This is a genomic window from Acinetobacter sp. AOR41_HL (assembly GCF_027854645.1).
Classification (GTDB): Bacteria; Pseudomonadota; Gammaproteobacteria; order Pseudomonadales; family Moraxellaceae; genus Acinetobacter; species Acinetobacter nosocomialis.
The window spans coordinates 1-24,700 of the sequence record NZ_JAKTHZ010000009.1 but is presented as its reverse complement, the minus strand read 5'-3'; the positions used below and the strand labels follow the sequence as shown (position 1 = coordinate 24,700).

Genomic DNA, 24,700 nt, shown 5'->3' with positions numbered 1-24,700 from the left:
TTTAGGCCGCTTGAGTTTGATTTTTGATTTTTTGAACCATAAAAATAAGAGCAAAACTCAAAGCCATACATAAAACAATACTGAGGCCAGTCGAGATATTAAGTGCTGCGCTTGACCATAGGCCAACACTGACACCGAGTTGAGCTAAAACAAAAGCCCAAATAACCATTTGCTTTGGTGAGTGAGCGAGTAATCGGGCGCTCAATGCTGGAATAACCAGTAGTGCTCCCATTAAAAGTGAACCAACTGCACGTAAAGCTAATACTGTAAATAAGGCTAGCAGTAACATGAAGATAAGACGCTGCCATTTCGCATTCACACCTTCACTAATCGCAATGTCCGGATCAATTGCAATTTGAATTTGAGGTTGCCAAAAGCGATAAAGAATTGCCAGTGATATAGCAATAATTAATGTGAAAACAGGTAGGTCTGGCCAGTCAATACTCAGTAAGTCACCGAATAAATAACTTAAAAGCTCCGGTCTTAAACTTGGAACATGCTGAATAAACAGTAGGCCACTACATAGTAATGTTGCTGAACATAGGGCAAGCAAAGCATCGTTCGGTAAACGATTGTCATGTAGTGCCCATAAAATAGCGACTAATAAAATAGCCGTACCTGCCACGCCAAGCCATAGGGGAAGGCTTAAAGCACCAGCAATTGCTACCCCAAGTAAGGTTCCATGTGCCATGGTGTCTGCAAAAAAAGACATACGTCTCCATAGCATGAGACAACCAAGTGGTGCGGTCAAAAAGACCAATAGGGTTCCCATAATCCATGCGGGCAACAATAATTGTAACCATTCCATCATGGCTTAAGCTTCCGGTTCTGGGTGGATGTGAGGTCTACTATTGTGAGGGCAGGGGTGTGCCGCATCACCATGCGCACAGTGGTCATGATGGTGTTGATAAAAGACTCGCTGGGTGCCAAATATTGCCTGATATTCAGGATGCTGCTGAATATTTTCGGGTAATCCACTACAACATATATGTTTGTTTAAACAAACAACTCTATGCGTGCCTTGCATAACCCATTGTAGGTCATGGGAAACAATTAAGATGGCGCATCCATAACGCTCCGGCAGACTACGCACATATTCATAAAGCTCAGCTTCAGATTGAATATCTAGACCTTGCATCGGTTCATCAAGAACGAGAATATCTGGTTTTCTAAGTAAAGCGCGTGCCAATAGTACGCGTTGACGTTCACCACCGGAAAGTTGTTGAACTTTTGATTGTTGTAACTTTGCAATACCGGTGTCTTGAATAATTTCCTGACGAAAGGCTGGGCTACACTTTTCAAGATTTAATAAATCTTGAACACGTAAAGGAAGACTATGAGAGGGATTAAATTTTTGAGGGACATAAGCCATTTTTAGTTTTTTATCGCTTATGACACGTCCGCTACTTGGCTTTAAAATACCAAGCAGAACTTTAATTAAAGTCGACTTACCTGCACCATTCGGACCAATTAAGGTCACAATTTCATTTTGATGCAGATCAAAATCGACTTTTTTTAATATATCCCGATCATCACGGCGAACAGAAACCTGTTCAAGTTGTATTAATACAGGATTTAGCGAGCTGTGCGGCACTGCTGGCATTTCCCCGAAATTTCAATAATGCTGTGTTGTGCTGTGAAATCATCTAAAGCTGCAAGTTGGTCGAGTTGTTGAGTTAGACCTTGTGAAGATGCTTCTTTAACAGTGTGACATTCGGTGCAAATTAGGAATGCAGCTTGATGTCCTTCACGTGGATGACAACATGGAATATAAGCATTAATAGATGTTAAGCGATGAATTAGACCCTTTTCTAATAAGAAGTCTAAAGTTCTATAAACAGTAGGCGGAGCGGCAGGGCGATCTGTCTGACTTTTAATACGTGCTAATAAGTCATACGCACCCATTGGACCTGAAGCATTTAAAATGAGCTCAAGAACTTCTTTACGTAAAGGCGTAAGACGTGCGCCAACTGCAGAACATAAAGTTTCTGCTTCAGCTAAACGACTTGCGACATTATGGTGATCATGTACACCATGCAAAGAATCATGATGTTCATGCGTGCAAGAACTCATAGACATAACCTCAAATTTTTAATGGAATATTAGCATGAAGCGATGCTTCATTCGATTAATCTTAGGTATTTTTGTAACTTTGTTATATTATAACATGCTTCGAGCTATTACTAATTGATGGTCTGTCATGTTCCGCGTTTTTGTTTTCAGTATGTTCTCTCTTTTGAGTACGCTAGGTTGGAGTCAGGGTTTGGTTGTCTCTACACACCCAATCTATTTGATTGCAAAAGAAATTACCAAAGGTGTTGAAGAACCTCAATTATTGCTTCAGGGCCAAAGTGGACATGACGTACAACTCACCCCGGCACATCGTAAAGCAATCAATGATGCCTCTTTGGTGATTTGGTTAGGAAAGGCTCATGAAGCTCCGCTAAACAAACTGCTGAGTAACAATAAGAAAGCAATTTCTTTATTAGACAGTGGTATTCTTTCTATTTTGCCGCAGCGTAATACGCGTGGTGGTGCTTTACCAAATACTGTGGATACGCATGTGTGGTTGGAGCCAAACAATGCAGTACGGATTGGCTTTTTTATTGCAGCTTTGCGTTCACAGCAGCATCCTGAAAACAAAGCAAAGTATTGGAATAATGCCAATATATTTGCCCGGAATATGTTACAGGCAGCTCAAGCTTACGATAGCTCAAGTAATGGGAAACCATATTGGTCTTATCATGATGCTTATCAGTATTTGGAACGCTCGCTTAATTTAAAGTTTGCAGGTGCTTTAACGGATGACCCGCATGTTGCACCTACAGCAGCTCAAATTAAGTATCTTAATGATAATCGACCAAAACCTCAGATGTGTTTACTTGCAGAAAGTTTCACAACAAAAGGTCAATATCAGAAACTGGGCAGTATTACCTTCCAACCCGTTGATGAAAGTATGAATAATGAGGACGATTTTGTAACAGCATGGAAGAAACTGGCGATAAAAACCGATAAATGTGTATTAAATACGCAAAAGTAAGATAAAAAGTAAACAAAGGCTGACTGTAGCGTCAGCACCACCTGTCACGAAAAACCCCGACTAAAGTCGGGAAAAGATTGCATGTTCAGGGGTGTAACTCTATAATGCCTGCGATTAAAAGCGATCATCAGCTAAACTTGTCAAGCATTTATGCTGTGAGTGGATAAATAATGAGCCAAACTAGTCGCTTGATTGACCGACGATTAGCAAAAGCTTTGGTCTTCTTACAAGCATGCATGATCCCTGTTTCCGCACTTGTGGCGTGGAGCATAAAAGACATGACAGCAGCATTAAGTGCGGCACTTGGTGCATTGGTCTGCTGGCTTGCTACCAGTTATTTTGCGTGGCAATCCTTCAGGACGGCAGGTGCGAGAGCATCTAAACAAGTGCTGTCTAACATGTATAGGGGCATGTTAGGCAAATTTGCAATTATGATCGTTGGATTTATTTTGATTTTGAGCAATGTTAAACCTTTATCACCGTTAGCATTGCTGTTTGGTTTTATCCTCGTTCAAGCGATGTCGTGGGTTGCTCCTTTTTGGGTTTCACGTCTACAAAAACGAGTATAGAAACAAGAAGAATTGAAGATTTTTTGGAGGGTGGCGAGATATCGACAGTACGCCGATGTTCGTTTCCCTTCTTTTTAGTAATTGACATTGACCAGGTGTGATTTATGGCTGCTGAAGAACATGCCCTCACTTCGACAGAGTATATCAAGCATCACTTGACCAATATGACCTATGGCAAAATGCCAGACGGTACATGGAAATTGGCTGAGACTGCTGAAGAAGCTCATTCGATGGGGTTCACTGCAATTCACTTGGATTCAATGGGTTGGTCAATTGGCCTTGGTGTGATTTTCTGTTTGTTGTTTTGGATGGTTGCGAAAACTGCGAAAGCTGGCGTTCCAACAAAATTCCAATCTGCAATTGAAATGATCATTGAGTTTGTTGACTCAAGTGTCCGTGATACTTTTCATGGCAAATCACGTTTAATTGCTCCACTTGCACTCACTATTTTCGTGTGGATTTTCCTCATGAACTTAATGGACTTGATTCCAGTTGACTGGATTCCTCAAGTTGCTGCATTTGTTGGTGCTCACGTATTTGGCATGGACCCTCACCACGTTTACTTCAAGATCGTTCCATCTACAGATCCAAACATTACCCTTGGTATGTCTTTATCTGTATTTGTACTTATCTTGTTCTACAGCATCCGCGAGAAGGGTGTTGGTGGTTTCGTAGGCGAGTTGGCACTTAACCCATTTAACCCAAGTAATCCAGTTGCAAAAGCGTTGCTTATTCCAGTGAACTTGATTTTGGAATTGGTAACATTCCTTGCTCGTCCTATTTCATTGGCTCTCCGACTATTCGGTAACATGTATGCCGGTGAGTTAATCTTTATCCTGATCGCATTATTGCCGTTCTGGATTCAATGGGCGTTATCTGTGCCTTGGGCGATCTTCCACATTCTTGTAATCACGTTGCAGGCATTCATCTTTATGATGCTTACCATCGTTTACTTGAGCATGGCAAGCGAAAAACATTAATGGTATTGCCTAACTATCAAATGATGGTTGGGCTGAATTTTTTTAATTTAATTTGGTAATAACCTAACCTCTGAGGAATTTTTCATGGAACTCACTTTAGGTCTAGTTGCAATTGCATCTGCTATCTTGATCGCTTTCGGTGCTTTGGGTACTGCGATTGGTTTTGGTCTTTTGGGTGGTCGCTTTTTAGAAGCTGTAGCTCGTCAACCAGAATTAGCTCCACAACTTCAAACTCGTATGTTCTTAATCGCGGGTCTTCTTGATGCTGTGCCTATGATCGGTGTTGGTATTGGCTTGTTCTTCATCTTCGCTAATCCATTTGTAGGTTAATCAGCTTAATTCCGAAATCCACTATTTGAGGAATTGCAATGAATATCAACCTCACATTGATTGGTCAAGCGATTGCGTTTGCGTTTTTTGTCGCATTCTGCATGAAGTTTGTTTGGCCACCACTAATCAATGCGATTAGTGAGCGTCAGCGTAAAATCGCTGATGGCTTAAATGCAGCAGAAAAAGCGAAAGCTGACCTTGCCGATGCACAAGCGCAAGTGAAGCAAGAGCTTGATGCAGCTAAAGCACAAGCGGCTCAATTGATCGAACAAGCGAACCGTCGTGCAGCGCAATTGATCGAAGAAGCTCGTACTCAAGCTGCGGCTGAAGGTGAGCGTATTCGTCAACAAGCTAAAGAAGTTGTTGATCAAGAGATCAATTCTGCTCGCGAAGAATTACGTCAACAAGTAGCTGCCTTGGCAGTGACTGGTGCAGAAAAGATCCTGAACCAACAAGTTGATGCAGAAGCTCATAACGCCATGCTGTCTCAGCTGGCTGCTAAACTTTAAGCGAGGCGAATTATGGCTGAACTCTTGACGTTGGCACGTCCGTATGCCAAAGCAGCATTTGCTTATGCTTCTGAGCAAGGTGCAACAGACAATTGGTCGAATGCGTTACAAGTGCTCAGTGCTGCGGTGCAAGACGAAGCATTTTCCGCTTATTTAAATCGCCCTGAACTTACTCCTGCGGAGCAAGTGAAGCTTTTTGCTAAAGTTTTAGGTGAAGATCAATCTCAAGCAGTGTCTAACTTTTTGACACTTCTTGCAGATAACGATCGATTAGTGTTGTTACCTGAAATTGCAGCAGAATATGAACAGCTTAAATCACAGAATAACAATACGGTTGATGTCGTGATTGAATCGGCGTTTCCGTTAACTTCTGTTCAGGAACAATTGCTTGCACATGCGTTAGAAAAACGCTTCAAGGCAGCAGTTAATGTTTCTGTCGAAGTTAATCCTGCTTTGATTGCAGGTGTGGTTATTCGTGCAGGCGATCAAGTGATAGATGATTCTGCGCTTAACAAGCTTGAAAAAATGCGTACTCGTCTTCTTGCATAATGCAAATGATGAAGACTGAACTAATAAAAGATTGAGGAATAGCGCAATGCAACAACTGAATCCATCCGAGATCAGTGCGCTCATTAAACAGCGTATCGGAGATCTGGACACCAGCGCGACCGCTAAAAACGAAGGTACCATTGTTATGGTATCCGACGGTATCGTGCGTATTCACGGTCTTGCTGATGCAATGTACGGTGAAATGATCGAATTCGACGGCGGCTTATTTGGTATGGCACTGAACCTAGAACAGGATTCAGTGGGTGCCGTTGTTTTAGGTAACTACCTAAGCCTTCAAGAAGGCCAAAAAGCTCGTTGTACAGGTCGTGTTTTAGAAGTTCCAGTTGGTCCTGAACTTCTTGGCCGTGTAGTAGATGCTTTGGGTAACCCAATTGATGGTAAAGGCCCAATTGATGCAAAATTAACTGATGCTGTTGAAAAAGTAGCACCAGGCGTAATTTGGCGTCAATCTGTAGACGAGCCTGTTCAAACTGGTTATAAATCAGTTGATACCATGATTCCTGTGGGTCGTGGTCAGCGTGAGTTGATTATTGGTGACCGTCAAACTGGTAAAACAGCAATGGCGATCGATGCGATTATCGCTCAGAAAAACTCTGGCATTAAGTGTGTATACGTTGCGATTGGTCAAAAACAATCAACAATTGCAAACGTTGTACGTAAGCTAGAAGAAACTGGCGCTATGGCGTATACAACTGTTGTCGCTGCTGCGGCTGCTGATCCTGCTGCAATGCAGTACTTAGCTCCGTACTCTGGCTGTACAATGGGTGAATACTTCCGTGACCGCGGTGAAGACGCTCTTATCATTTATGATGATTTGTCTAAGCAAGCTGTTGCTTACCGTCAAATTTCATTGCTTTTACGTCGTCCACCAGGTCGTGAAGCGTATCCAGGTGACGTATTCTATCTTCACTCACGTCTTCTTGAACGTGCTTCTCGTGTATCTGCTGAATACGTTGAGAAATTCACTAATGGCGCAGTAACTGGTCAAACTGGTTCTTTAACTGCATTGCCAATTATTGAAACTCAAGCAGGTGACGTATCTGCATTCGTACCAACGAACGTAATTTCGATTACTGACGGTCAGATCTTCTTAGAAACATCATTATTCAACGCAGGTATCCGTCCTGCTGTGAACGCGGGTATCTCTGTATCTCGTGTTGGTGGTTCTGCTCAAACTAAGATCATCAAAAAATTGTCTGGTGGTATCCGTACTGCTTTAGCACAATACCGTGAATTGGCTGCGTTTGCTCAGTTTGCTTCTGACCTTGACGAAGCAACTCGTAAGCAACTTGAACATGGTCAACGCGTAACTGAGTTAATGAAGCAAAAACAATATGCTCCTTACTCAATTGCTGACCAAGCTGTTTCTGTTTATGCATCTAACGAAGGCTATATGGCTGACGTAGAAGTTAAGAAAATCGTAGACTTTGATGCTGCGTTAATTGCTTACTTCCGTTCTGAATATGCTCCGTTGATGAAACAAATCGATGAAACTGGTGATTACAACAAAGACATCGAAGCAGCAATCAAAGCAGGTATTGAAAGCTTTAAAGCGACTCAAACTTACTAAGTTCAGTTTTAGTTAAGTTTGGTTCACGGATCAACCTTCGGAAGCTCGAAAGGGCTTTCGAATACTAGGTTAAGCGTATGGCAAATTTAAAAGAAATTCGCGCCAAAGTAGCTAGTATCAAGAGCACGCAAAAGATTACTCGCGCGATGCAAATGGTAGCTGCTTCTAAAATGCGTCGTGCGCAAGAGCGCATGGCTCAAGGCCGTCCGTATGCCGATAATATGCGCCGTGTAATTGCTCACTTGGTACAAGCAAACCCTGAATATAAACACCGTTATATGGTTGACCGCCCAGTTAAGCGTGTTGGCTATATCGTAGTGTCTTCAGATCGTGGTTTGGCAGGTGGCTTGAACATTAACTTGTTCAAGAAAGTTGTGCAGCATGTCAAAGCACAACAACAGCAGTCAATTGAAGTTGAATTTGCTTTAATTGGTCAAAAAGCGGTTTCGTTTTTTAAGAATTACGGCGGTAAAGTGCTTGGTGCAACTACCCAACTTGGCGATGCGCCGAGTTTGGAACAGTTAACTGGCTCAGTGCAAGTTATGCTTGATGCATTTGATAAGGGCGAATTAGATCGTATCTATCTCGTATCAAATGGCTTCGTTAATGCAATGACTCAGCAGCCTAAAGTAGAACAACTTGTTCCTTTAGCACCAGCAGAAGAAGGCGATGACCTCAACCGTACTTATGGTTGGGATTATATCTACGAACCAGAAGCAGAAGAATTGTTAAATGGTTTGTTGGTTCGCTATATCGAGTCTATGGTTTATCAAGGTGTGATTGAAAACGTTGCATGTGAGCAGTCAGCTCGTATGGTCGCGATGAAAGCAGCGACAGACAACGCAGGACAATTGATTAAAGACCTACAACTCATTTACAACAAGCTGCGTCAAGCCGCGATTACTCAGGAAATTTCCGAGATCGTTGGTGGTGCCGCTGCCGTTTAACATTATTAAGTTTGAATTGAGGAGACAGCAATGAGTAGCGGTCGTATCATTCAGATCATCGGCGCGGTTATCGACGTCGAGTTTGAGCGCACAAGCGTTCCTAAGATCTATGACGCTCTCCAAGTTGACGGTACTGAAACTACTTTAGAAGTTCAGCAACAACTTGGTGATGGTGTTGTTCGTACCATCGCAATGGGTTCTACAGAAGGTCTTAAACGTGGTCTTACTGTAACTAGCACAAACGCACCGATCTCTGTTCCAGTTGGTACAGCCACTCTTGGCCGTATCATGGACGTTTTAGGTCGTCCTATCGATGAAGCAGGTCCTGTTGCGACTGAAGAACGTTTGCCGATTCACCGTCAAGCGCCTTCTTATGCTGAACAAGCAGCTTCTACTGATCTTTTAGAAACTGGTATTAAAGTAATTGACTTACTTTGCCCGTTCGCAAAAGGTGGTAAAGTTGGTTTATTCGGTGGTGCGGGTGTTGGTAAAACCGTTAACATGATGGAATTGATCAACAACATCGCAAAAGCACACTCAGGTTTATCTGTGTTTGCTGGTGTTGGTGAGCGTACTCGTGAAGGTAACGACTTCTATCACGAAATGAAAGATTCTAACGTTCTTGACAAAGTAGCAATGGTCTACGGTCAGATGAACGAGCCACCAGGTAACCGTTTACGTGTAGCGTTAACTGGTTTGACTATGGCTGAATACTTCCGTGATCAAAAAGACGAAAATGGTAAAGGTCGTGACGTATTATTATTCGTCGACAACATCTACCGTTATACACTTGCGGGTACTGAAGTATCAGCATTGTTAGGTCGTATGCCATCTGCAGTAGGTTACCAACCTACACTTGCAGAAGAAATGGGTGTTCTTCAAGAGCGTATTACGTCTACTAAATCTGGTTCGATCACTTCGATCCAAGCAGTATACGTACCTGCCGATGACTTAACAGACCCATCGCCTGCAACTACATTTGCTCACTTAGATGCAACAGTAGTATTGAGCCGTGACATCGCATCTTCTGGTATTTATCCAGCGATCGATCCACTTGACTCGACTTCACGTCAGTTAGACCCATTAGTTGTTGGTCAAGAGCACTATGAAATTGCGCGCGCAGTACAAAACGTATTGCAACGCTATAAAGAGCTTAAAGACATCATCGCAATCTTGGGTATGGATGAATTGGCAGAAGAAGATAAATTGGTTGTTTACCGTGCGCGTAAAATCCAACGTTTCTTCTCTCAACCATTCCACGTAGCTGAAGTATTTACTGGTGCTCCTGGTAAATTAGTACCACTTAAAGAAACGATTCGTGGCTTTAAAGGTCTATTAGCTGGTGAATACGATCACATCCCAGAACAAGCGTTCTATATGGTTGGTGGTATTGACGAAGTGATTGCTAAAGCTGAGAAACTCTAATTTAAGGAGATCATCTCATGGCGACTATGCAATGTGATGTCGTAAGTGTTAAAGAGTCTATTTACTCTGGCGCAGTGACGATGTTAATCGCGAAAGGTGCAGGTGGTGAACTTGGTATTTTGCCAGGTCACGCTCCACTTGTAACTTTGCTTCAACCGGGCCCGATTCGTGTTCTGTTGGAAAATGGTACAGAAGAAATCGTCTATGTATCTGGCGGTGTTTTAGAAGTTCAACCTCATGTTGTAACGGTTCTTGCAGATACTGCAATCCGTGCTGACAATTTGGATGAAGCTGCAATTTTAGAAGCACGTAAAAATGCTGAACAATTGCTTGCAAACCAAAAGAGTGATTTGGACTCAGCTGCTGCTTTGGCATCTCTTTCAGAGATCTCAGGCCAGCTCGAAACAATCCGTAAAATCAAAAACCGCGCTCAATAAGACGCGGTTCGAGATTGAAAAAGCCACCTTACGGTGGCTTTTTTTATTGCTAGAAGGAAAATTAAGAATCAGTTTTTGAATCAGACTTTTCATCTCCTGCCATAATCAGTGCAGCAAGTTTGACCATATCCATTTGGATGGTATTGAGTTGCTTCTCAATTTGGTCGAAATCAATTTGTTCTAATTTTCCATTTAATAAAGGCATACTTAAAGCTTGTTGGTTTGCTTGTAGTAAGTTTTGGCGAATATTTTCAACTTCCTGACTTCTTATATCTAAAGTCAATAGTGCTTGATTTAAGCCTTTTAACTGCTGTTTTAAAGTGGTCACAGTTGTTTTTAGTTCTTGTTGATCTTTATCTTGGATGGCTTGCTCAACATCAAGTTGAGTGTCTTTAAGCTTTTCAATATAGTCGCCTGCCTTTAACTGTAAGTTAGCCGCATCACGAACGATATAAAAAACATTACCGCTTTTTAACTCAGCTTTATTTTTAGTAGGTGCGATTTCTTGTTGAGAATCATCTGCTTGTTCTGATACTTCGTCATTGGTTTGAGCAGATTCTTGTGCTTTAGCATGGTCTTGTGCCTGATCGCATCCAAGTAACAACATACCGGAAGCAAAAATCACAAATGGAAAAAATGCGCCTTGTAAAACTTTTTTCATAACTACAAACAATACCAAGTAAAGCAAGTGCGTACTATATGCATAAAATATGTAGAAATAAGGTATTGTTGCAAATGAACAACATTTTGACCAGAAAATAAAAAAGAGTGCCGTAGCACTCTTTTTTCTTAAATTGCGCTAAAAATTATTTAGCGAGTTCAGCTTCAACTGCTTTTACAATTTGTTCATCGTCCGCTGTTAAGTTTGGCGCAAAACGAGCAACAACTTCACCATTTTTATTGATGAGGAATTTCTCAAAGTTCCATAATACTTCTGGAGCAGGGTTTGTTGGAATGCCTAAACCTTCTAAACGCTCACGGAAAGGACCTTCACCAATGCGTTCTGGTTGAGCTGTTGTCAGTGCTTGATAAAGAGGATGTTTATCTGCACCTGCTACAGAAATTTTAGAGAAAAGCGGGAAATGAACATCGTAGTTTAATGAACAGAATTGTTGGATTTCTTCATCTGAACCAGGCTCTTGTTCTTTGAAGTTATTTGCAGGGAAACCTAAGATTTCAAGACCTTGATCTTTTTTCGCTTGATAAAGCTTTTCTAAACCTTCGTATTGTGGAGTTAAACCACATTTAGATGCTGTGTTTACGATTAATAAAACCTTACCTTTATATTGGTCAAGGTCAACCGTTTCGCCTGAAATAGCTTTTACTGGAATATGGTATACAGATTGAGTCATGTGTCTTTCCTGAAGATTGTAATTGATATCAAGTAACGCATTTGTTTTAACTGCTATTCTTGAGGAGTGCAATAATATTCGTGTTCAAAAAATAAAAAGAGAAGAAAAAACTGTCTGCGATCTAATTGTTTCTGATTTGAACAGGTGTTTGACCTGTATATCTTTTAAAAAATTCAATAAAACTGGAACTGTGTTGGTAACCTAAATCGTATGCTAAACGTTTAATGGGCATACCTTGTCGAATTTGATGAATGGCATAAACAATTTTGGCTCTATTACGCCATTCCGATAAAGAAAGTTGTAATTCTTGTTGGCTTAAGCGCAATAAATGGCGATCACTGACAGAAAAATTCTGCAGTAATTGTTGTAAAGAGTGATTAAAAAACAAGGGGTCTGAAAGCTTTTCCAAAATTGGCAATAAAACAGGATGTCGTGTTTGTGGCAAATAATGAGAATATGCGGTGGCTTGCTGTAATTGATCGAATAAAACTTGCAGAAGATGTACTAAATATTCAGGTTTTCCATTTTGTTTTTGCTGTTCCAGAATTTGTAAAACTAGAGTTCGAAAGAAAGGCTGAATGCTAAAGCACTTACAGACATTACCTAAAATAGAACATAAACGAGGGTGGAGGCGGATACAAATATAGTGAATTTCATGATCGATATGAGTAGATTGATGAACCGTTTGAGGTGGAATCCAAAGCCCATAGCTTGGAGGTGACAAATAGATTTGTTCTTCTACCTGCATTTCCAAAATACCATTTAAACTGAAATTAAAATCTCCCCAAAGTGAAGCATGAGGACGAACAATATCTTCTTTTTCATATAGAAATTCATGGACTTCTATATCATTCAATAAAGAAAATTGTTGGTCCTCATTTTTCATCTACTTACTCTGAATAATATTTTAGTTTTCACAAGTCGCTTTAGGATTATTTAAACCTTTGGCAAAGGTAAATGTACTAATTAATGCTAAAGCAACGAAGCTTAATACACCATAAATTAAAGTATTTTCATTGAAATGATCAACTACATAACCACCTAATAATGAACCTGTAGCAATCATGACTTGAAACATGCCAACAAAAAGCGGCATACCTTTTTCTACAGCATGGGGTGCGTGTACAAACATCCAAATATTGGCAGAGGTAGGAAAGGCACCGAATGCGAAGCCCCATAGCGCAGTAAGAACGATGGCACCAAATTCATGAATAGCAAAGATAGGGAAGCCAAAAAATACGATTGCAAAACATGTCCCAACAAATGCGAGTGTGTAACGAACATTTAAGTTGCCACTATATCCTGCAAATGCATTTCCAAAGATACCAGCAATTCCGTAAAGCAATAATAATGAACTAATAGTGGTGCCATTGAACCCTGCAATATTCTTAAAAAAAGGCGCTAAATAACTGTAGGCACAGAAATGAGCAAGACCAATTAATAAAACAATAAGCATACCGCTACGTGCTTTGGGCGTACGTAATAGAGCAGGTAAATCACGAATATGAATGGCTGACTCTGGTAAAAGTTTTGGTAAGAAAATAAGCTGAAGGACGAGTACAACAAGGCCAATCGCAGCGGTAATACCAAATGCACTACGCCACCCATAAAACTCGCTTAGCCAAGTTCCAATCGGGACCCCTAATACAGTCGCAAAGGTTACACCAGCCATGACTACAGCAGTTGCTTTAGCAATAGGCAAATGTGCAGGTGCCAGCTTGCCGCTTAACGCAATAGCTGTGGCCCAAAAGCCACCGATTGAGATACCTAAAATTAAGCGGCTCAGTAATAAAACATGAAAGTTTTCAGCAAAAGCAGTAATGGTATTGGCAATCACCATAATTGCAGTCAGTAAAATAAGCACGTAACGACGGTCAAGTTGTTTTACTGAAACAGGTAATAGAGGGGCTGCAATGGCTGCCATAATGCCAGGTACAGTAATAATAAGACCAGCGGTACCGACAGAAATATGTAAATCAGCTGCAACGCTATTTAAAACACCAACCGGTAAAAATTCACTTGTTACTAATGCAAATGCTGCAATGGCAACCGCCAAAATAGCAAACCAGCTCCCTTGTGTGGAAGTTATGGGTCGCGGTTTAGAGGTAGTAGATTGGTCCATAATAAATCCTTACTTGGCTAAATTTAGAGTGAAGAAAGGCAATTTTTAATTAACTAACGATCATTATGAAAATAAAATAGTTGATAAAAAATCGAACGTCAATTAATTTAATAACGATTGTTATAAAAATAGATGTGATCTTTATGACAAATAGGCATGAAACAGATCTTGTGGTTAATGAAGATACGCTGAAAAAGAAGCGTGGGCGCCCTAAATGCTTTGATGAACAGCAAGTTTTAGAGAAGGCAATGTTGCTTTTTTGGGAACATGGTTATGAAGCAACGTCTATTAGTGACTTAACGCAGGCTTTAGAAATTACGGCGCCTAGTTTATACAGTACTTTTGGCGATAAGGCAGGCTTGTTTTATAAAAGTATTGATTATTACTTAGCTCATGAAGCATGTCCTATTGAAACGATCTTTTTAGAAGCAAAAACCGCAAAAATTGCTTTTGAGTTGTATCTTTATGACAATGTAAAACGATTGATTCAACCCAATAAACCAGCAGGTTGTATGTTGGTGGTTGCAGCTATGAATTGCTCTGATGCGACACAAGATGTCCAACAAAATCTATTAGATAAGCGTATAAAAACTAAAGAAAAATTATTAAAACGTTTGGAACAAGGTGTAGAGCAGGGTGATTTATCAGCTAATGCTCCTCTACAAGAAATGACAGACTTCTATGCTACTGTTATTCAAGGACTGACTATTCAAGCGAGAGATGGCGCGACCACTGAGCAACTACATAAAGTGGTAGAACATGCCATGAAAGCTTGGACATTATTTTAAAAAATTAATGATGTCCTAAGTTCAATATCAATGTCGGAAATGCGATATTTCAATTTATTAAGACATTCTTCAAAATAAAATCTCTTTTGTAGATGGTGTATTACTATGAGTCAGGTCATGAAATATCACAAATGGGCATTTATTTTTCCCATTCTGGCAGTACTGATTTGGTCTTTAAATATTGTAGTCACCCGCTACGTCTCGGATTATATTTCTCCAGTTAGCATTAGTTTTTATCGGTGGTTAATTGCCTTTATTATTTTGACTCCATTTATGTTTATATCTGTTTGGAGACAAAGACGAATAGTAATACCCTATTTACCTAAGCTTGCTGTGTTAAGTGCATTTGGGATGGTGCTTTATCAAGGCTTGGCTTATACGGCGGCTCATTATACCAGTGCAACTAATATGGGTATTGTTAATGCCTTTATTCCGATTTTTACTATTTTTGTTTCTCTTGCGATTTTAAAAGATGTACCTAATCGTTTTGCTGTCTTTGGTAGTATTTTATCTTTCGCGGGTTTGCTATATGTCATGTCCCAAGGAAATATTAATAAGCTTTTAAGTGGTGGCGGACACCTTGGTGATGCGCTCATGATTGTTGCTGTATTCTTCTATGCATTTTATGGGGTTTTCTTAAAGAAATGGCAGCTTCCACTTCCAATTATGACGAGCTTATATGTCCAGATTGGGTTTTCTGTGCTGTTCCATTTACCTTTAATTTTCTGGTTTGGTCTTGATGGCTTAAATGCACAAAATGCGCCAAGTGCAATTTATGCCGGTGTATTTGCTTCTTTAATTGCGCCGTTAGTTTGGATGTTGGCTGTACAACAACTCGGGCCAAATAGAACCAGTATATTTATGAACCTTGTACCAGTGTTCACAGCCATTATTGCAAGCCTCTGGTTATCTGAGCAATGGACGATCTATCATACTTTCGGTGGAATTATGATTCTCGTGGGTATTATCATGGCACAAAAGAAGGTTAAATCTAAAAAATCAGATCTCCTGCCAGAGCAAAATTAAGAATAATAAAAAAACTATGGCATATTTTTAAAAAAAGTAATGAAAATATGCCAATTTTTTTGTTAATCCAAGCTTTTCTATATGATTTATAAATATATTTATAAAAATATTGTGTAATATAAATATAAAAAAAGACCAATAAAAATATTAATATAATTTTAACTTAATTGCTAAAAACGCCAAATTCCCTACACTTTTCATGCTTTTTTTAGAGAAATAATATATTTCTCTCATTTAGTCTCTTACCACATAATAGCGACCACTACGAAAGATGCTCTTTTAAGCAATTTTTCTTTCGTTCCAGAGATATCCAAACCCTCTGGATGTGGTATATACCCATCCTTTTTTATGCTCAGTTATCCCTATATAACTGAGCTTTTTTTTGTCTGGAATTAAGGACGAATGACTTCACCAGTTAAGGCGTTAATGATGCGGCTTGGCTGTTGGCTTTGACCTAAATCACCATTGAGATAGTTTAATTGTGAACCAAAGTATTGGCAGGCATCTTGTAAAGAATGGGCTGGTTCTTGTCCACTAGGGTTGGCACTCGTCGAGACAATAAATCCATGAAAAGCATTGCATAAAGCGACACATAAAGGATGTGTCGTTACACGGACTGCAACAAGAGGATGCTCGCCTTTAATCCATGAAGGAATGTGTTGATCGGCTGGCAATAGCCAAGTTGTGGCTCTTTCTGATGGTTGGTGGTTCGTCCAGCAATCAATAATTTCTTGCTGAGTCTTTTGCGGTAAGGAAGTTAGTAGATGTTCTACTTGACTAATATGGCCAGCCAATAAAATGACGCCCTTTTCAATAGGGCGCTGTTTCAATTCAAGAATCTTTTGAAAAGCTTGTTCATTAAATGGATCACAGCCTAGTCCCCAGACTGCCTCAGTTGGATATGCCAAAACTTGACCTTGTTGTAAACATTCGGCTGCTTCGGTCACTGAGGTCGTAATCATGGTAATAGTTTCCTTTCAATCAAACAGAATCGCTATTGTGCGCTCTAATACTAAGAACGACAACGTAAATACAGCCCTGATTGTTGCATACATAAACCGAGTAGTTCTAGTTCCATTAGTGAAGAGGTCAGTTCAGAAACCGAAACATTATGATGAATTACAAGCTGGTCAATATTTTGTCCTACCCAGTCTAAAGACTGATAAAGATCAATCAAATGCACAGGAATTTCTGGAGTATTCGTATTGGTTTCTTCATTTTGACTTTGTTGCTGGCTTTGCCATTGAGTTGGTAAGGCGAGGTCTTCAATAATTTGTTCGGGATGATCAACTAAAATTGCTCCCTCACGAATAAGTTGATGGCATCCTTGATGGAACTCACTATAAATATGACCCGGAATAGCGAATACGGTTTTGCCTTGTTCAGCAGCTTTATTGGCCGTGATGAGTGAGCCGCTTTTTAATGTCGCTTCTACCACCAAAACGCCTAAACTCAAACCACTGACAATTCGGTTTCTACGTGGGAAATGCTGTTGTAATGGTGGTGTACCCGGTAAAAACTCAGTAATAATGGCGCCATTCTGAGCCAAAATATGTTCTGCCAGTTTTTTATTTTGAGCTGGATAAGTAGTGTCTAGGCCCGTACCCGTGACTGCAATTGTACGTTGATGAGCGGATGCACCTTGATGAGCTGCTTCATCAATGCCATAAGCCAGACCACTACTAATAAAAAAGCCCTTTTCACTTAAGTAGTAGGCAAAATCATAAGCCACCTGACGTCCATGTGGGCTTGGTTTTCGGCTACCGACAATCGCAATTTGTGGTTGCAATAATGCCTGTGCCTGACCTTTTCCAAAAATAACAGGTGGATGATCTGTATAAGGGAGTAATTGAGTAGGGTAGCCAGAGTCATCTAACGTCAAAATAAAATCAGTATGCTGCTGAACTTGTTGTATAAGCTGTTCGAACTGAGCTTGGCCTTGTGCCGTTTGAAATTCGTTTACACGCTTTAAGTGATTAGCATGTAACCCCAAAGAGGACCACTTTGCTAAACCATCAGGTTGAGTTGCTTTTTCACAAGTTCCAAAATAATCGATAATTTTTTTAAAACTAACTAATGAGTGCTGCACCAAATACCACACTTTAAGCGTGTGGTAATGGTGTGAAGAAAGTTGGGTGAGCATTGTAGAAGATACATCCAACATTAATCATTAAAGCGAGGTGGCTGAATGCTTGAGCCGACTTTAATAGGCAAATCGCTTTCTAGAACATAGGCATAACTCAGCTGATCAAAAGTTCTAAAAACCATCAGACTCCCAATTTGTTGACCAGGAAGTTGAATCGCTTCTTTAGTTTTAGGATCGCGAATTGTCTCGCCTTGTTGTGTAATATCAAAAACTTGACCTACCTGAACACCTTGTGCTGTACCGCGGTCCAAAGTCACTACACTATGTTTTGCAGCTCTACCGATTGAACCCATGACACGAATAATTTTGCCACCATCAGTCACTTGTTTGGCATCTACTGGGTAAAATAAGGTTGGCAAAGTAGCTTGTTCTTCAGGCATAACACGATCGCCACGACGTACTTCAGCGTTATAACTATCTGTTAGCTCTAATGTAGTAATGTCTTTTTCAGAAGATACCGCAACACCTGAAGCAACCTGTAGTAGCTCAATACCAAGGCTATGCTTTTTACCTTTACTATCTGTGAAATAGTAAGGTTCACCTTCTCGATAGACTGCATAACGCTGACCATCAACTAGACCTTTTCCTCTTGCATAAATAGTTTGACCTTTTCCTGCAAGTACACGTTGGTCGGCTGTACCAACAACGTAAGGTGTGTTGGTAATTGAATCGGCTGGTAAAATAGTGCTGTTCTCTAGCCACTGTTTAATATGTTCAAGTGGAATAACTGGCACACTATTATTTAATGCTTCTACGCGAACTTGTGGTTGTAAGTTTGTGGTTTGGCCTGTGTAACGACGAATAATGCCTACACAGCCATCCCCTTCATCTTTGCCCACAAGTGGACGTCCATCTAAGCTACATAACAGTAATCGATCGCCCGGATAAATCCAGTGAGGGTTTTTAACATGTTGATTACTTGCCCAAATTTCAGGCCAACGCCATGGCTTATTGAGAAAATGGCCGGAAATATCCCATAGGGTATCCCCACGTTTTACAACATACACATTCGGTGCATTGCTTTTAAGAGAAGGTGGATTATGATTTGGACTGGCAGCATGAACCTCTGCTACCGTACCTAGTGCGACAGTTGTACAGAGTGCTAAAGCAAGTAAATGCTTCTTTATCCCCAAAGCATGAAATTCAGCCATGCCGTTAAAAACCTTTTTCATTATGATAATTCCTAAAAATTATGCGTGCAGATGCGTTATAATAGGCGGCTTACACACAATTTTTCGATGAAGTATTTCCTTCATTTGGTTTTTCAATCAATGGCATAAGTGAGGACGTCAGTATGGCCTTATTACCTATTTTAAGTTTTCCTGATCCCCGTCTTCGTACCATTGCTAAGCCTGTTGAAGAAGTTACTGATGAAATTCGTCAACTTGCAGCAGATATGTTTGAAACCATGTATGCGGCACCCGGTATTGGTTTAGCAGCTTCTCAGGTCGATCGTCATATTCAGCTTATCGTCATGGATTTGTCTGAATCTAAAGATGAACCTATGGTTTTCATTAACCCCAAAATAACTCCACTGACTGAAGAGACGCAGCCGTACGAAGAAGGCTGTCTATCAGTGCCACAAATATACGATAAAGTTGACCGTCCGTCACGTGTGAAAATCGAGGCAATTAACCTTGAAGGTCAAGCATTTGAGATAGAAGCTGACGGACTTCTCGCTGTTTGTATCCAACATGAAATGGATCACTTAAAAGGCAAATTGTTTGTGGATTATTTGTCGCCACTTAAACGTCAGCGTGCACGTGAAAAAGTCGAAAAGATTGTTCGCCAACGCGAGCGTGAAAAAGTTGCGGTAAAACGTTAAAAGTTTTCAAACATCAATATAGCGTGGATGTGATTTTTGGTTTTTCGTAGTGGTCTGTTGCTCGCATGTGCAGCAGTGTTTTTACAGATTGCGGTATTTCTACAGCCGCTATTACCGAAGCAATATCAAATTGCTCCGGTCTGTGAAACTATTACCCGTGCTTTGCTTAAACCTAAGGCACAGATGGAAACCATGTCACATGCCATGCATCATTCACATCACGACCACCATATCGGACAGGCACAAGTACCTGAACATCATGACCACCATGATGCAAATCACCAGTGCCAATATTGTACCGTCTATGCCAATCTGGTTTTACCACCTGAATTTGGCGTAAAAGAGGTACTTGTTCGTATACAAGTTCGCTTAGTCGCTTATCAACAAGCATTTAGACATGTTTATTTTGCGCTACAGCGACTCTTCTTACTCCCGCAAGGGCGTGCACCGCCTCTATTTGCATAAATAAAAGCAATTTTTGTTGGGGTCTTTATTGACTTCGATATCACTTTATTTATGTTTTAGAGCGTATAAAAATGCCACATTCTAAATTTTTACTACAACCTTTATGGGTTGCGATGCTTGCTGTTTCTCATTCAGGCTTAGTTTTTGCCGATTCAGAGAAAAATGATACTGATACCAACACACTTCATTCATTAGCGCCTATTGTTGTTACAGCACAGCAAGGCAACGATGCAAATGGCCTGATTGTACATGCAGACCCGAAACAGCCAATTCAGCCAGTACCTGCTACAGATGGTGCAGACTATTTACAAAGTATTATGGGTTTTAACTCAATACAAAGCGGTGGAACAAATGGTGATGTGACATTCCGAGGGATGTTTGGTTCACGTATTAAAATTCTAACAGATGGTACGGAGAACCTCGGTGCATGCCCAAACCGTATGGATGCTCCAACTTCTTATATTTCACCAGAAAGTTATGATCGTATTTCTGTGATTAAAGGTCCGCAAACGGTTCAATATGCCAATACTGGTTCGGCAGCAACAGTCCTGTTTGAACGTCAGCCTGAGAAACTTACCTCTGAAAAACCTTATCGTGGGCAAGCAAGTGTTTTACTAGGTTCATATGGACGTATTGACCATAATGTTGAAGCAGCAGTTGGCGATGAGAAAAAATATATTCGTTTAAATGCCAACCGTTCAGAGTCCAATAGTTATCAAGACGGTGATGGTAATACTGTACCTTCAGCATGGAAGAAGTGGAATGCTGATATAGCACTTGGCTTTACTCCAGATGAAAACACGTGGATCGAACTCACAGGTGGAAAATCTGATGGTGAGTCACTTTATGCAGGACGTTCAATGGATGGTTCTCAGTTTGCGCGTGAAAGCTTAGGACTGCGTTTCGAAAAGAAAAATATCACCGATGTCATTAAGAAAATCGAAGGGCAGGTGAACTACAGCTATAACGACCATATTATGGATAATTTTAGTTTGCGCACACCGCCATTAGTTGAAATGAACCATGGTGGTATGACCATGCTCATGCCAAACGCGATGGCCATGCAAGTAACGCGCCGTACACTAAATTCTCGCTTAGCCATGACCTCTGAATGGGATAAATGGAGCCTGATCACTGGGGTAGATTCACAATTTAATAAACATGGCGGTAGCATGTCATCGCCAACAATGCCTTCTATGAATGTTCCATATCGACAAGATATGCGATTCCAATCATATGGTGCTTTCGGTGAACTTGGCTATCAATGGAATGATAAAAACAAGTTAGTGACAGGTGCACGTTTAGATCGGGTAACAGTTGAAGATGAGCGAGCCGATTCTAAAGCCCAAGGCTATAATACGAAGCTTGAGAAGACTTTGCCAAGCGCATTTGTTCGCTGGGAAAACCAACATCCTGAGCATGACTTCAAAAGCTATATCGGTTTAGGTTATGTAGAGCGTATGCCTGATTATTGGGAGCTTTTCTCTCCTAAACATGGTAATGCTGGCTCAACCAATACCTTTAACGGTGTGAATCCTGAGAAAACATTGCAGTTAGATCTAGGCTTCCAACAACAACATGGTGCTTTAAACACATGGGCTTCTGCTTATGCAGGCTTAGTAGATGACTACATATTAATGAGTTATCACCATCACCCGAGTATGGGAATGGGGGGGCATGATATGAGCCATGATATTACTGCAGGTGCCAAGAATGTTGATGCAACTATTGCTGGTGCAGAAGCAGGTATTGGATATCAATTTACCGACCGTATTCAGGCAGATTTGAGTGCTATGTATGCGTGGGGTAAAAACACCACAGATGACAAACCGTTACCTCAAATTTCCCCGTTAGAAGGTCGATTAAATATTCGCTATGTAGCCGACAAATATAACTTAGGCCTGTTGTGGCGAGCTGTTGCTGAGCAAAACCGTGTGAGTCTACATCAAGGTAATATCGTGGGATATGACCTAAAACCAAGTAAAGGTTTCTCAACACTTTCTTTAAACGGAAGTTACAACCTTCGTAAAGATATTGATGTCTCTGTTGGCATCGATAACGTATTAGATAAGACCTATACCGAACACTTAAATAAAGCGGGTAGTGCAGGCTTTGGATTTGCGAGCGAAGAGCAGTTTAACAATATCGGAAGAAATTACTGGGTTCGTATGAGTATGAAGTTTTAATAGGCTTTAGCGAATTAAAGAACTGAAATTATTAATTTAATGAGAGAAATGAAATGACAAATAAATTATCGCCTGAACAGTCTTGGTGGGGATGGAAGTTACTTATTGTGGCTTCTATCTTGAGTGTATTGTTTATGATTGTTTTTTACTTGGCCATCAACAATGAGCCTGACTACATGCCAAGTCAAAAAAATAAGCAGATGATGGAGACACATGAGCAAATGAATCACGCTGAAATGCATAGTTCATCAGCTCAATAAGGTTATTAATATTTGAAAATGGAAGCTTGGGTAACGGGCTTCCATTTTTTATTTTGAGGTTTTAATAATTATTGATGCATACTTGCTAAGATTTTTGCCTTACCTTGATTCTGATAAAGCGTTAAGCCAAGTTTTTGTATATTACGGCCTGATTTAGATAAAAACTTTTCAACTTTTGGTGAAAGCTTTGCGCCATTATAAAGTAGTAAATTACGCACAATTAAATAATAAGCAAACCATGAGGCAGATTGCTGAGGCAATCCGAGTAGTTTCATTCTTTTCTTACCAATAAAAAATTGGGTAAGTTCTAAGTGTTGTCGATAAGCAAGTTTCTGCTGTAAAGAACGCAAATGCAGATATTGTCTCTCAAAAGGCTCTTTAGATAAGCTTAATCCTAATTCAATACTGCTGTGATCGGAACGAGGATGAGCAAACTGCATCCAGTAAAGTAGTCGCCAGCCTTCAGTTTCAGATTGAATAAGCCACTTTTCATCAATTCCCATTAACCAGCCGACATAACGCCAAAAATGTAAAAAACTCTTTGCTTCTTGTTTTGTTGGCCATATACCCAACGCTCTAATACCAAGTAAAACTACACTACTAAAAGCTAAATTAGTCATGGCTAAATCAAATTGATTAAGAGGAATTCCCCAAACTTCATTATCCCAACGCTCAGACTTTTTTAATTGCCGGCGAACGAGTGCATGAATAAAGCGAACATAAATCGTTGACGTAAAACCCGCACTCAAACGACAAAGCCCTTGAGGTTCAGTAATATCCACCCACCATTTTGTGGTTTCTGCTAAACGTGTTCCCGCTTCTTTCTTTAATGCACCCGTTAAAATTAGGGGTTGATTAAATCCCGGATATAAATATCCCCCCATTAAAGATAAATCTCTAAGAATAAAACCATTATTTATTCCTAAACGATGGGTAAATTTAATAGCCTCATCAATTTGTTGCTGGTCTAACCATTCAGGCTTTTGTTCAATGTAATTAAAGAAATTTTCTAACTCAGTAGGTAGCGACTCAGATAGATCATCGCGGCCTTGAAATAATATTTTCTCAAAAATTATTCGGTGGTCTTTGGGATTTTGCATAACCCAATCAATCAGCTTATCCATTTCAACGTCCCCTTCGCAAAGAGCACGTTGTAAAGATACATATTCTGTATAGTTTGGTTGTACTGGTTTTTCACAGCAGATATTTAAAAACTGAGTAAAGAAATTACTGTCTTGCATATCATTAAAAGAAGCAAGTCGAGTCGGGCTAATCATTTGCATATCGTTACTTACTTATTGAACTGAATAATAAATAGGCTAATATGAATAATTATTCGCATTCAATTCGCATTTAACGAATAAAAAACGATGAGAAAAGCCCCGCAGCAACAGCGTTCAAAAATTATTGTTAACCATATTTTAGAGGCGACACAGCAGTGTATCGCTCAATATGGATTACTACATACGACGACGCCTAAAATTGCAGAGAAATCTGGAGTAAGTGTTGGGTCGATTTACCAATACTTTGAGAATAAAGATCAAATCATAGAAGAACTATTACGCCGTAAAAGCGAACTATTAGGGCAGCAGCTTAAAGAATTAGTTATGCAGCAGGGGAATATTCCTTTAGATCTGCTTATCCCCTTGGCAATAGAGCTAGGATTTAATGCATTAAAAGCCGATCACGGATTTTTTATAGAGGTATTAAAACATTGGCATGACTATAGTCATTCGCAAGCTGCTCAGATTTTAGAAAAGCATTTTTTTGAAGTAGGTTTATATACATTTAGTAGAAATCCTCATCAGTGGGACTTCGAGCAGGTAAAGCATAAATCCTTTGTAATTATTAATAGTACGCTTTTTACGATGATGCGTTACGTGAGCCAGAACAATTTTCTTATCTCAGAACAACAACTTAAACGAGAATTATCAAGCATGATACTGGCTTATTTAGGCCAAAAATAAGAAATAAAAATAATTATATATATAAAACAAATACTTGATTTGTATTTTGGTTTAAAATTGAACGCTCAAGTCATTAATTTCTAATTTCCGCTTGCAAAGGGATTTGGATGGTCTATAATGCACATCCATCGGCGGTGATGCAGATAGAAACTTGTTGAAAAACAGTTACTTGAGATTAAGTTGGTT

The 24,700-nt window shown here is 40.1% G+C and carries 27 protein-coding genes and 1 pseudogene; 17 read left to right on the top strand and 11 right to left on the bottom strand.

Features of this window, described 5'->3' with window-relative positions; genetic code table 11:
* Position 1: 1 nt before the first annotated feature.
* From znuB to MKL35_RS01645, 3 genes are read right to left on the bottom strand one after another with little or no spacing between them, the layout of a single operon-like run.
* Entirely contained in the window at positions 2-811 is an 810-nt protein-coding gene (gene znuB, locus MKL35_RS01655) for a zinc ABC transporter permease subunit ZnuB (protein ID WP_006581277.1), read from the bottom strand.
* A gap of 3 nt (positions 812-814) precedes the next feature.
* The gene (gene znuC, locus MKL35_RS01650) at positions 815-1,603 is read right to left on the bottom strand and encodes a zinc ABC transporter ATP-binding protein ZnuC (RefSeq protein WP_017394266.1); all 789 of its coding nucleotides are present in this window, start codon (positions 1,601-1,603) and stop codon (positions 815-817) included.
* On the bottom strand, positions 1,576-2,073 hold the full coding sequence (locus tag MKL35_RS01645) for a transcriptional repressor (RefSeq protein ID WP_002054239.1): 498 nt from the start codon (positions 2,071-2,073) through the stop codon (positions 1,576-1,578). The genes znuC and MKL35_RS01645 overlap by 28 nt, the downstream gene beginning before the upstream one ends.
* Before the next feature lie 127 nt (positions 2,074-2,200).
* Between MKL35_RS01645 and MKL35_RS01640 the strand changes: the two genes are divergently transcribed.
* The 10 genes from MKL35_RS01640 to MKL35_RS01595 all read left to right on the top strand — a co-directional run bounded on the left by MKL35_RS01640 (position 2,201) and on the right by MKL35_RS01595 (position 10,377).
* Positions 2,201-3,040, top strand: a complete 840-nt coding sequence (locus MKL35_RS01640; protein WP_032012046.1) for a metal ABC transporter solute-binding protein, Zn/Mn family — start codon at positions 2,201-2,203, stop codon at positions 3,038-3,040.
* A gap of 170 nt (positions 3,041-3,210) precedes the next feature.
* Complete coding sequence (locus MKL35_RS01635) at positions 3,211-3,609, top strand: ATP synthase subunit I (protein ID WP_000084237.1); 399 nt, start codon at positions 3,211-3,213, stop codon at positions 3,607-3,609.
* 104 nt (positions 3,610-3,713) lie between these two features.
* The gene (gene atpB, locus MKL35_RS01630; protein ID WP_002054274.1) at positions 3,714-4,589 is read left to right on the top strand and encodes a F0F1 ATP synthase subunit A; all 876 of its coding nucleotides are present in this window, start codon (positions 3,714-3,716) and stop codon (positions 4,587-4,589) included.
* Positions 4,590-4,673: 84 nt separating this feature from the next.
* On the top strand, positions 4,674-4,919 hold the full coding sequence (gene atpE / locus MKL35_RS01625; RefSeq protein ID WP_000424060.1) for a F0F1 ATP synthase subunit C: 246 nt from the start codon (positions 4,674-4,676) through the stop codon (positions 4,917-4,919).
* A gap of 38 nt (positions 4,920-4,957) precedes the next feature.
* Positions 4,958-5,428 carry a F0F1 ATP synthase subunit B gene (locus MKL35_RS01620; protein ID WP_002054137.1) on the top strand — a complete coding sequence of 157 codons (471 nt, stop codon included), beginning with the start codon at positions 4,958-4,960 and terminating at the stop codon, positions 5,426-5,428.
* Positions 5,429-5,440: 12 nt separating this feature from the next.
* Positions 5,441-5,977, top strand: a complete 537-nt coding sequence (locus tag MKL35_RS01615) for a F0F1 ATP synthase subunit delta (protein ID WP_004705938.1) — start codon at positions 5,441-5,443, stop codon at positions 5,975-5,977.
* A gap of 46 nt (positions 5,978-6,023) precedes the next feature.
* Positions 6,024-7,568 carry a F0F1 ATP synthase subunit alpha gene (atpA, locus tag MKL35_RS01610; RefSeq protein WP_002054271.1) on the top strand — a complete coding sequence of 515 codons (1,545 nt, stop codon included), beginning with the start codon at positions 6,024-6,026 and terminating at the stop codon, positions 7,566-7,568.
* 77 nt (positions 7,569-7,645) lie between these two features.
* Entirely contained in the window at positions 7,646-8,515 is an 870-nt protein-coding gene (gene atpG / locus MKL35_RS01605) for a F0F1 ATP synthase subunit gamma (RefSeq protein WP_002114131.1), read from the top strand.
* A gap of 30 nt (positions 8,516-8,545) precedes the next feature.
* On the top strand, positions 8,546-9,940 hold the full coding sequence (gene atpD / locus MKL35_RS01600; RefSeq protein ID WP_002054158.1) for a F0F1 ATP synthase subunit beta: 1,395 nt from the start codon (positions 8,546-8,548) through the stop codon (positions 9,938-9,940).
* Between the two features lie 17 nt (positions 9,941-9,957).
* Positions 9,958-10,377: a F0F1 ATP synthase subunit epsilon gene (locus tag MKL35_RS01595; RefSeq protein ID WP_002054176.1), complete on the top strand. Its 420-nt coding sequence runs from the start codon at positions 9,958-9,960 to the stop codon at positions 10,375-10,377.
* 61 nt (positions 10,378-10,438) lie between these two features.
* On the opposite strand, the gene MKL35_RS01590 is transcribed toward MKL35_RS01595, so the two are convergent.
* From MKL35_RS01590 to MKL35_RS01575, 4 genes are all read right to left on the bottom strand, one after another.
* Positions 10,439-11,038, bottom strand: coding sequence for a hypothetical protein (locus MKL35_RS01590; protein ID WP_032012044.1), 600 nt, complete (start codon positions 11,036-11,038; stop codon positions 10,439-10,441).
* A gap of 145 nt (positions 11,039-11,183) precedes the next feature.
* Positions 11,184-11,729: a glutathione peroxidase gene (locus MKL35_RS01585; RefSeq protein WP_016803497.1), complete on the bottom strand. Its 546-nt coding sequence runs from the start codon at positions 11,727-11,729 to the stop codon at positions 11,184-11,186.
* Positions 11,730-11,850: 121 nt separating this feature from the next.
* Positions 11,851-12,615, bottom strand: a complete 765-nt coding sequence (locus MKL35_RS01580) for an AraC family transcriptional regulator (RefSeq protein ID WP_032012043.1) — start codon at positions 12,613-12,615, stop codon at positions 11,851-11,853.
* Positions 12,616-12,636: 21 nt separating this feature from the next.
* Entirely contained in the window at positions 12,637-13,851 is a 1,215-nt protein-coding gene (locus MKL35_RS01575) for an MFS transporter (protein ID WP_031982564.1), read from the bottom strand.
* Between the two features lie 134 nt (positions 13,852-13,985).
* On the opposite strand from MKL35_RS01575, the gene MKL35_RS01570 reads away from it, so the two are divergent.
* On the top strand, positions 13,986-14,639 hold the full coding sequence (locus MKL35_RS01570; protein ID WP_081404501.1) for a TetR/AcrR family transcriptional regulator: 654 nt from the start codon (positions 13,986-13,988) through the stop codon (positions 14,637-14,639).
* Between the two features lie 105 nt (positions 14,640-14,744).
* Complete coding sequence (locus MKL35_RS01565) at positions 14,745-15,665, top strand: DMT family transporter (protein ID WP_079377500.1); 921 nt, start codon at positions 14,745-14,747, stop codon at positions 15,663-15,665.
* Positions 15,666-16,057: 392 nt separating this feature from the next.
* Here MKL35_RS01565 and MKL35_RS01560 read toward each other — a convergent pair whose 3' ends face one another.
* The 3 genes from MKL35_RS01560 to MKL35_RS01550 are packed head-to-tail and all read right to left on the bottom strand — an operon-like array spanning position 16,058 to position 18,983.
* Positions 16,058-16,627, bottom strand: a complete 570-nt coding sequence (locus tag MKL35_RS01560; RefSeq protein ID WP_032012041.1) for an L-threonylcarbamoyladenylate synthase — start codon at positions 16,625-16,627, stop codon at positions 16,058-16,060.
* 50 nt (positions 16,628-16,677) lie between these two features.
* The gene (gene dprA, locus MKL35_RS01555) at positions 16,678-17,808 is read right to left on the bottom strand and encodes a DNA-processing protein DprA (RefSeq protein WP_032012040.1); all 1,131 of its coding nucleotides are present in this window, start codon (positions 17,806-17,808) and stop codon (positions 16,678-16,680) included.
* A 20-nt stretch (positions 17,809-17,828) separates the two neighbouring features.
* The gene (locus tag MKL35_RS01550; RefSeq protein ID WP_004711032.1) at positions 17,829-18,983 is read right to left on the bottom strand and encodes a LysM peptidoglycan-binding domain-containing protein; all 1,155 of its coding nucleotides are present in this window, start codon (positions 18,981-18,983) and stop codon (positions 17,829-17,831) included.
* Between the two features lie 122 nt (positions 18,984-19,105).
* Between MKL35_RS01550 and def the strand changes: the two genes are divergently transcribed.
* From def to MKL35_RS01530, 4 genes are all read left to right on the top strand, one after another.
* A complete protein-coding gene (gene def / locus MKL35_RS01545) occupies positions 19,106-19,636 on the top strand; it encodes a peptide deformylase (protein WP_002054252.1) in 531 nt (176 codons plus the stop codon).
* A gap of 36 nt (positions 19,637-19,672) precedes the next feature.
* A complete protein-coding gene (locus MKL35_RS01540) occupies positions 19,673-20,101 on the top strand; it encodes a DUF2946 family protein (protein WP_002054220.1) in 429 nt (142 codons plus the stop codon).
* A 71-nt stretch (positions 20,102-20,172) separates the two neighbouring features.
* Positions 20,173-22,287, top strand: a complete 2,115-nt coding sequence (locus tag MKL35_RS01535) for a TonB-dependent copper receptor (protein ID WP_106479637.1) — start codon at positions 20,173-20,175, stop codon at positions 22,285-22,287.
* A gap of 53 nt (positions 22,288-22,340) precedes the next feature.
* Positions 22,341-22,547, top strand: a complete 207-nt coding sequence (locus tag MKL35_RS01530) for a DUF4199 domain-containing protein (RefSeq protein WP_002054207.1) — start codon at positions 22,341-22,343, stop codon at positions 22,545-22,547.
* Positions 22,548-22,615: 68 nt separating this feature from the next.
* On the opposite strand, the gene MKL35_RS01525 is transcribed toward MKL35_RS01530, so the two are convergent.
* Positions 22,616-23,830 carry an oxygenase MpaB family protein gene (locus tag MKL35_RS01525; RefSeq protein WP_032012037.1) on the bottom strand — a complete coding sequence of 405 codons (1,215 nt, stop codon included), beginning with the start codon at positions 23,828-23,830 and terminating at the stop codon, positions 22,616-22,618.
* Positions 23,831-23,917: 87 nt separating this feature from the next.
* Between MKL35_RS01525 and MKL35_RS01520 the strand changes: the two are divergent.
* Positions 23,918-24,488: pseudogene (locus MKL35_RS01520) on the top strand (TetR/AcrR family transcriptional regulator).
* Positions 24,489-24,700: the final 212 nt, after the last annotated feature.

Coding starts and splice junctions, on each gene's coding strand:
- znuB (WP_006581277.1), bottom strand. CDS start 811: ATGATGGAATGGTTACAATTATTGTTGCCCGCATGGATTATGGGAACC.
- znuC (WP_017394266.1), bottom strand. CDS start 1,603: ATGCCAGCAGTGCCGCACAGCTCGCTAAATCCTGTATTAATACAACTT.
- MKL35_RS01645 (WP_002054239.1), bottom strand. CDS start 2,073: ATGAGTTCTTGCACGCATGAACATCATGATTCTTTGCATGGTGTACAT.
- MKL35_RS01640 (WP_032012046.1), top strand. CDS start 2,201: ATGTTCCGCGTTTTTGTTTTCAGTATGTTCTCTCTTTTGAGTACGCTA.
- MKL35_RS01635 (WP_000084237.1), top strand. CDS start 3,211: ATGAGCCAAACTAGTCGCTTGATTGACCGACGATTAGCAAAAGCTTTG.
- atpB (WP_002054274.1), top strand. CDS start 3,714: ATGGCTGCTGAAGAACATGCCCTCACTTCGACAGAGTATATCAAGCAT.
- atpE (WP_000424060.1), top strand. CDS start 4,674: ATGGAACTCACTTTAGGTCTAGTTGCAATTGCATCTGCTATCTTGATC.
- MKL35_RS01620 (WP_002054137.1), top strand. CDS start 4,958: ATGAATATCAACCTCACATTGATTGGTCAAGCGATTGCGTTTGCGTTT.
- MKL35_RS01615 (WP_004705938.1), top strand. CDS start 5,441: ATGGCTGAACTCTTGACGTTGGCACGTCCGTATGCCAAAGCAGCATTT.
- atpA (WP_002054271.1), top strand. CDS start 6,024: ATGCAACAACTGAATCCATCCGAGATCAGTGCGCTCATTAAACAGCGT.
- atpG (WP_002114131.1), top strand. CDS start 7,646: ATGGCAAATTTAAAAGAAATTCGCGCCAAAGTAGCTAGTATCAAGAGC.
- atpD (WP_002054158.1), top strand. CDS start 8,546: ATGAGTAGCGGTCGTATCATTCAGATCATCGGCGCGGTTATCGACGTC.
- MKL35_RS01595 (WP_002054176.1), top strand. CDS start 9,958: ATGGCGACTATGCAATGTGATGTCGTAAGTGTTAAAGAGTCTATTTAC.
- MKL35_RS01590 (WP_032012044.1), bottom strand. CDS start 11,038: ATGAAAAAAGTTTTACAAGGCGCATTTTTTCCATTTGTGATTTTTGCT.
- MKL35_RS01585 (WP_016803497.1), bottom strand. CDS start 11,729: ATGACTCAATCTGTATACCATATTCCAGTAAAAGCTATTTCAGGCGAA.
- MKL35_RS01580 (WP_032012043.1), bottom strand. CDS start 12,615: ATGAAAAATGAGGACCAACAATTTTCTTTATTGAATGATATAGAAGTC.
- MKL35_RS01575 (WP_031982564.1), bottom strand. CDS start 13,851: ATGGACCAATCTACTACCTCTAAACCGCGACCCATAACTTCCACACAA.
- MKL35_RS01565 (WP_079377500.1), top strand. CDS start 14,745: ATGAGTCAGGTCATGAAATATCACAAATGGGCATTTATTTTTCCCATT.
- MKL35_RS01560 (WP_032012041.1), bottom strand. CDS start 16,627: ATGATTACGACCTCAGTGACCGAAGCAGCCGAATGTTTACAACAAGGT.
- dprA (WP_032012040.1), bottom strand. CDS start 17,808: ATGCTCACCCAACTTTCTTCACACCATTACCACACGCTTAAAGTGTGG.
- MKL35_RS01550 (WP_004711032.1), bottom strand. CDS start 18,983: ATGAAAAAGGTTTTTAACGGCATGGCTGAATTTCATGCTTTGGGGATA.
- def (WP_002054252.1), top strand. CDS start 19,106: ATGGCCTTATTACCTATTTTAAGTTTTCCTGATCCCCGTCTTCGTACC.
- MKL35_RS01535 (WP_106479637.1), top strand. CDS start 20,173: ATGCCACATTCTAAATTTTTACTACAACCTTTATGGGTTGCGATGCTT.
- MKL35_RS01530 (WP_002054207.1), top strand. CDS start 22,341: ATGACAAATAAATTATCGCCTGAACAGTCTTGGTGGGGATGGAAGTTA.
- MKL35_RS01525 (WP_032012037.1), bottom strand. CDS start 23,830: ATGCAAATGATTAGCCCGACTCGACTTGCTTCTTTTAATGATATGCAA.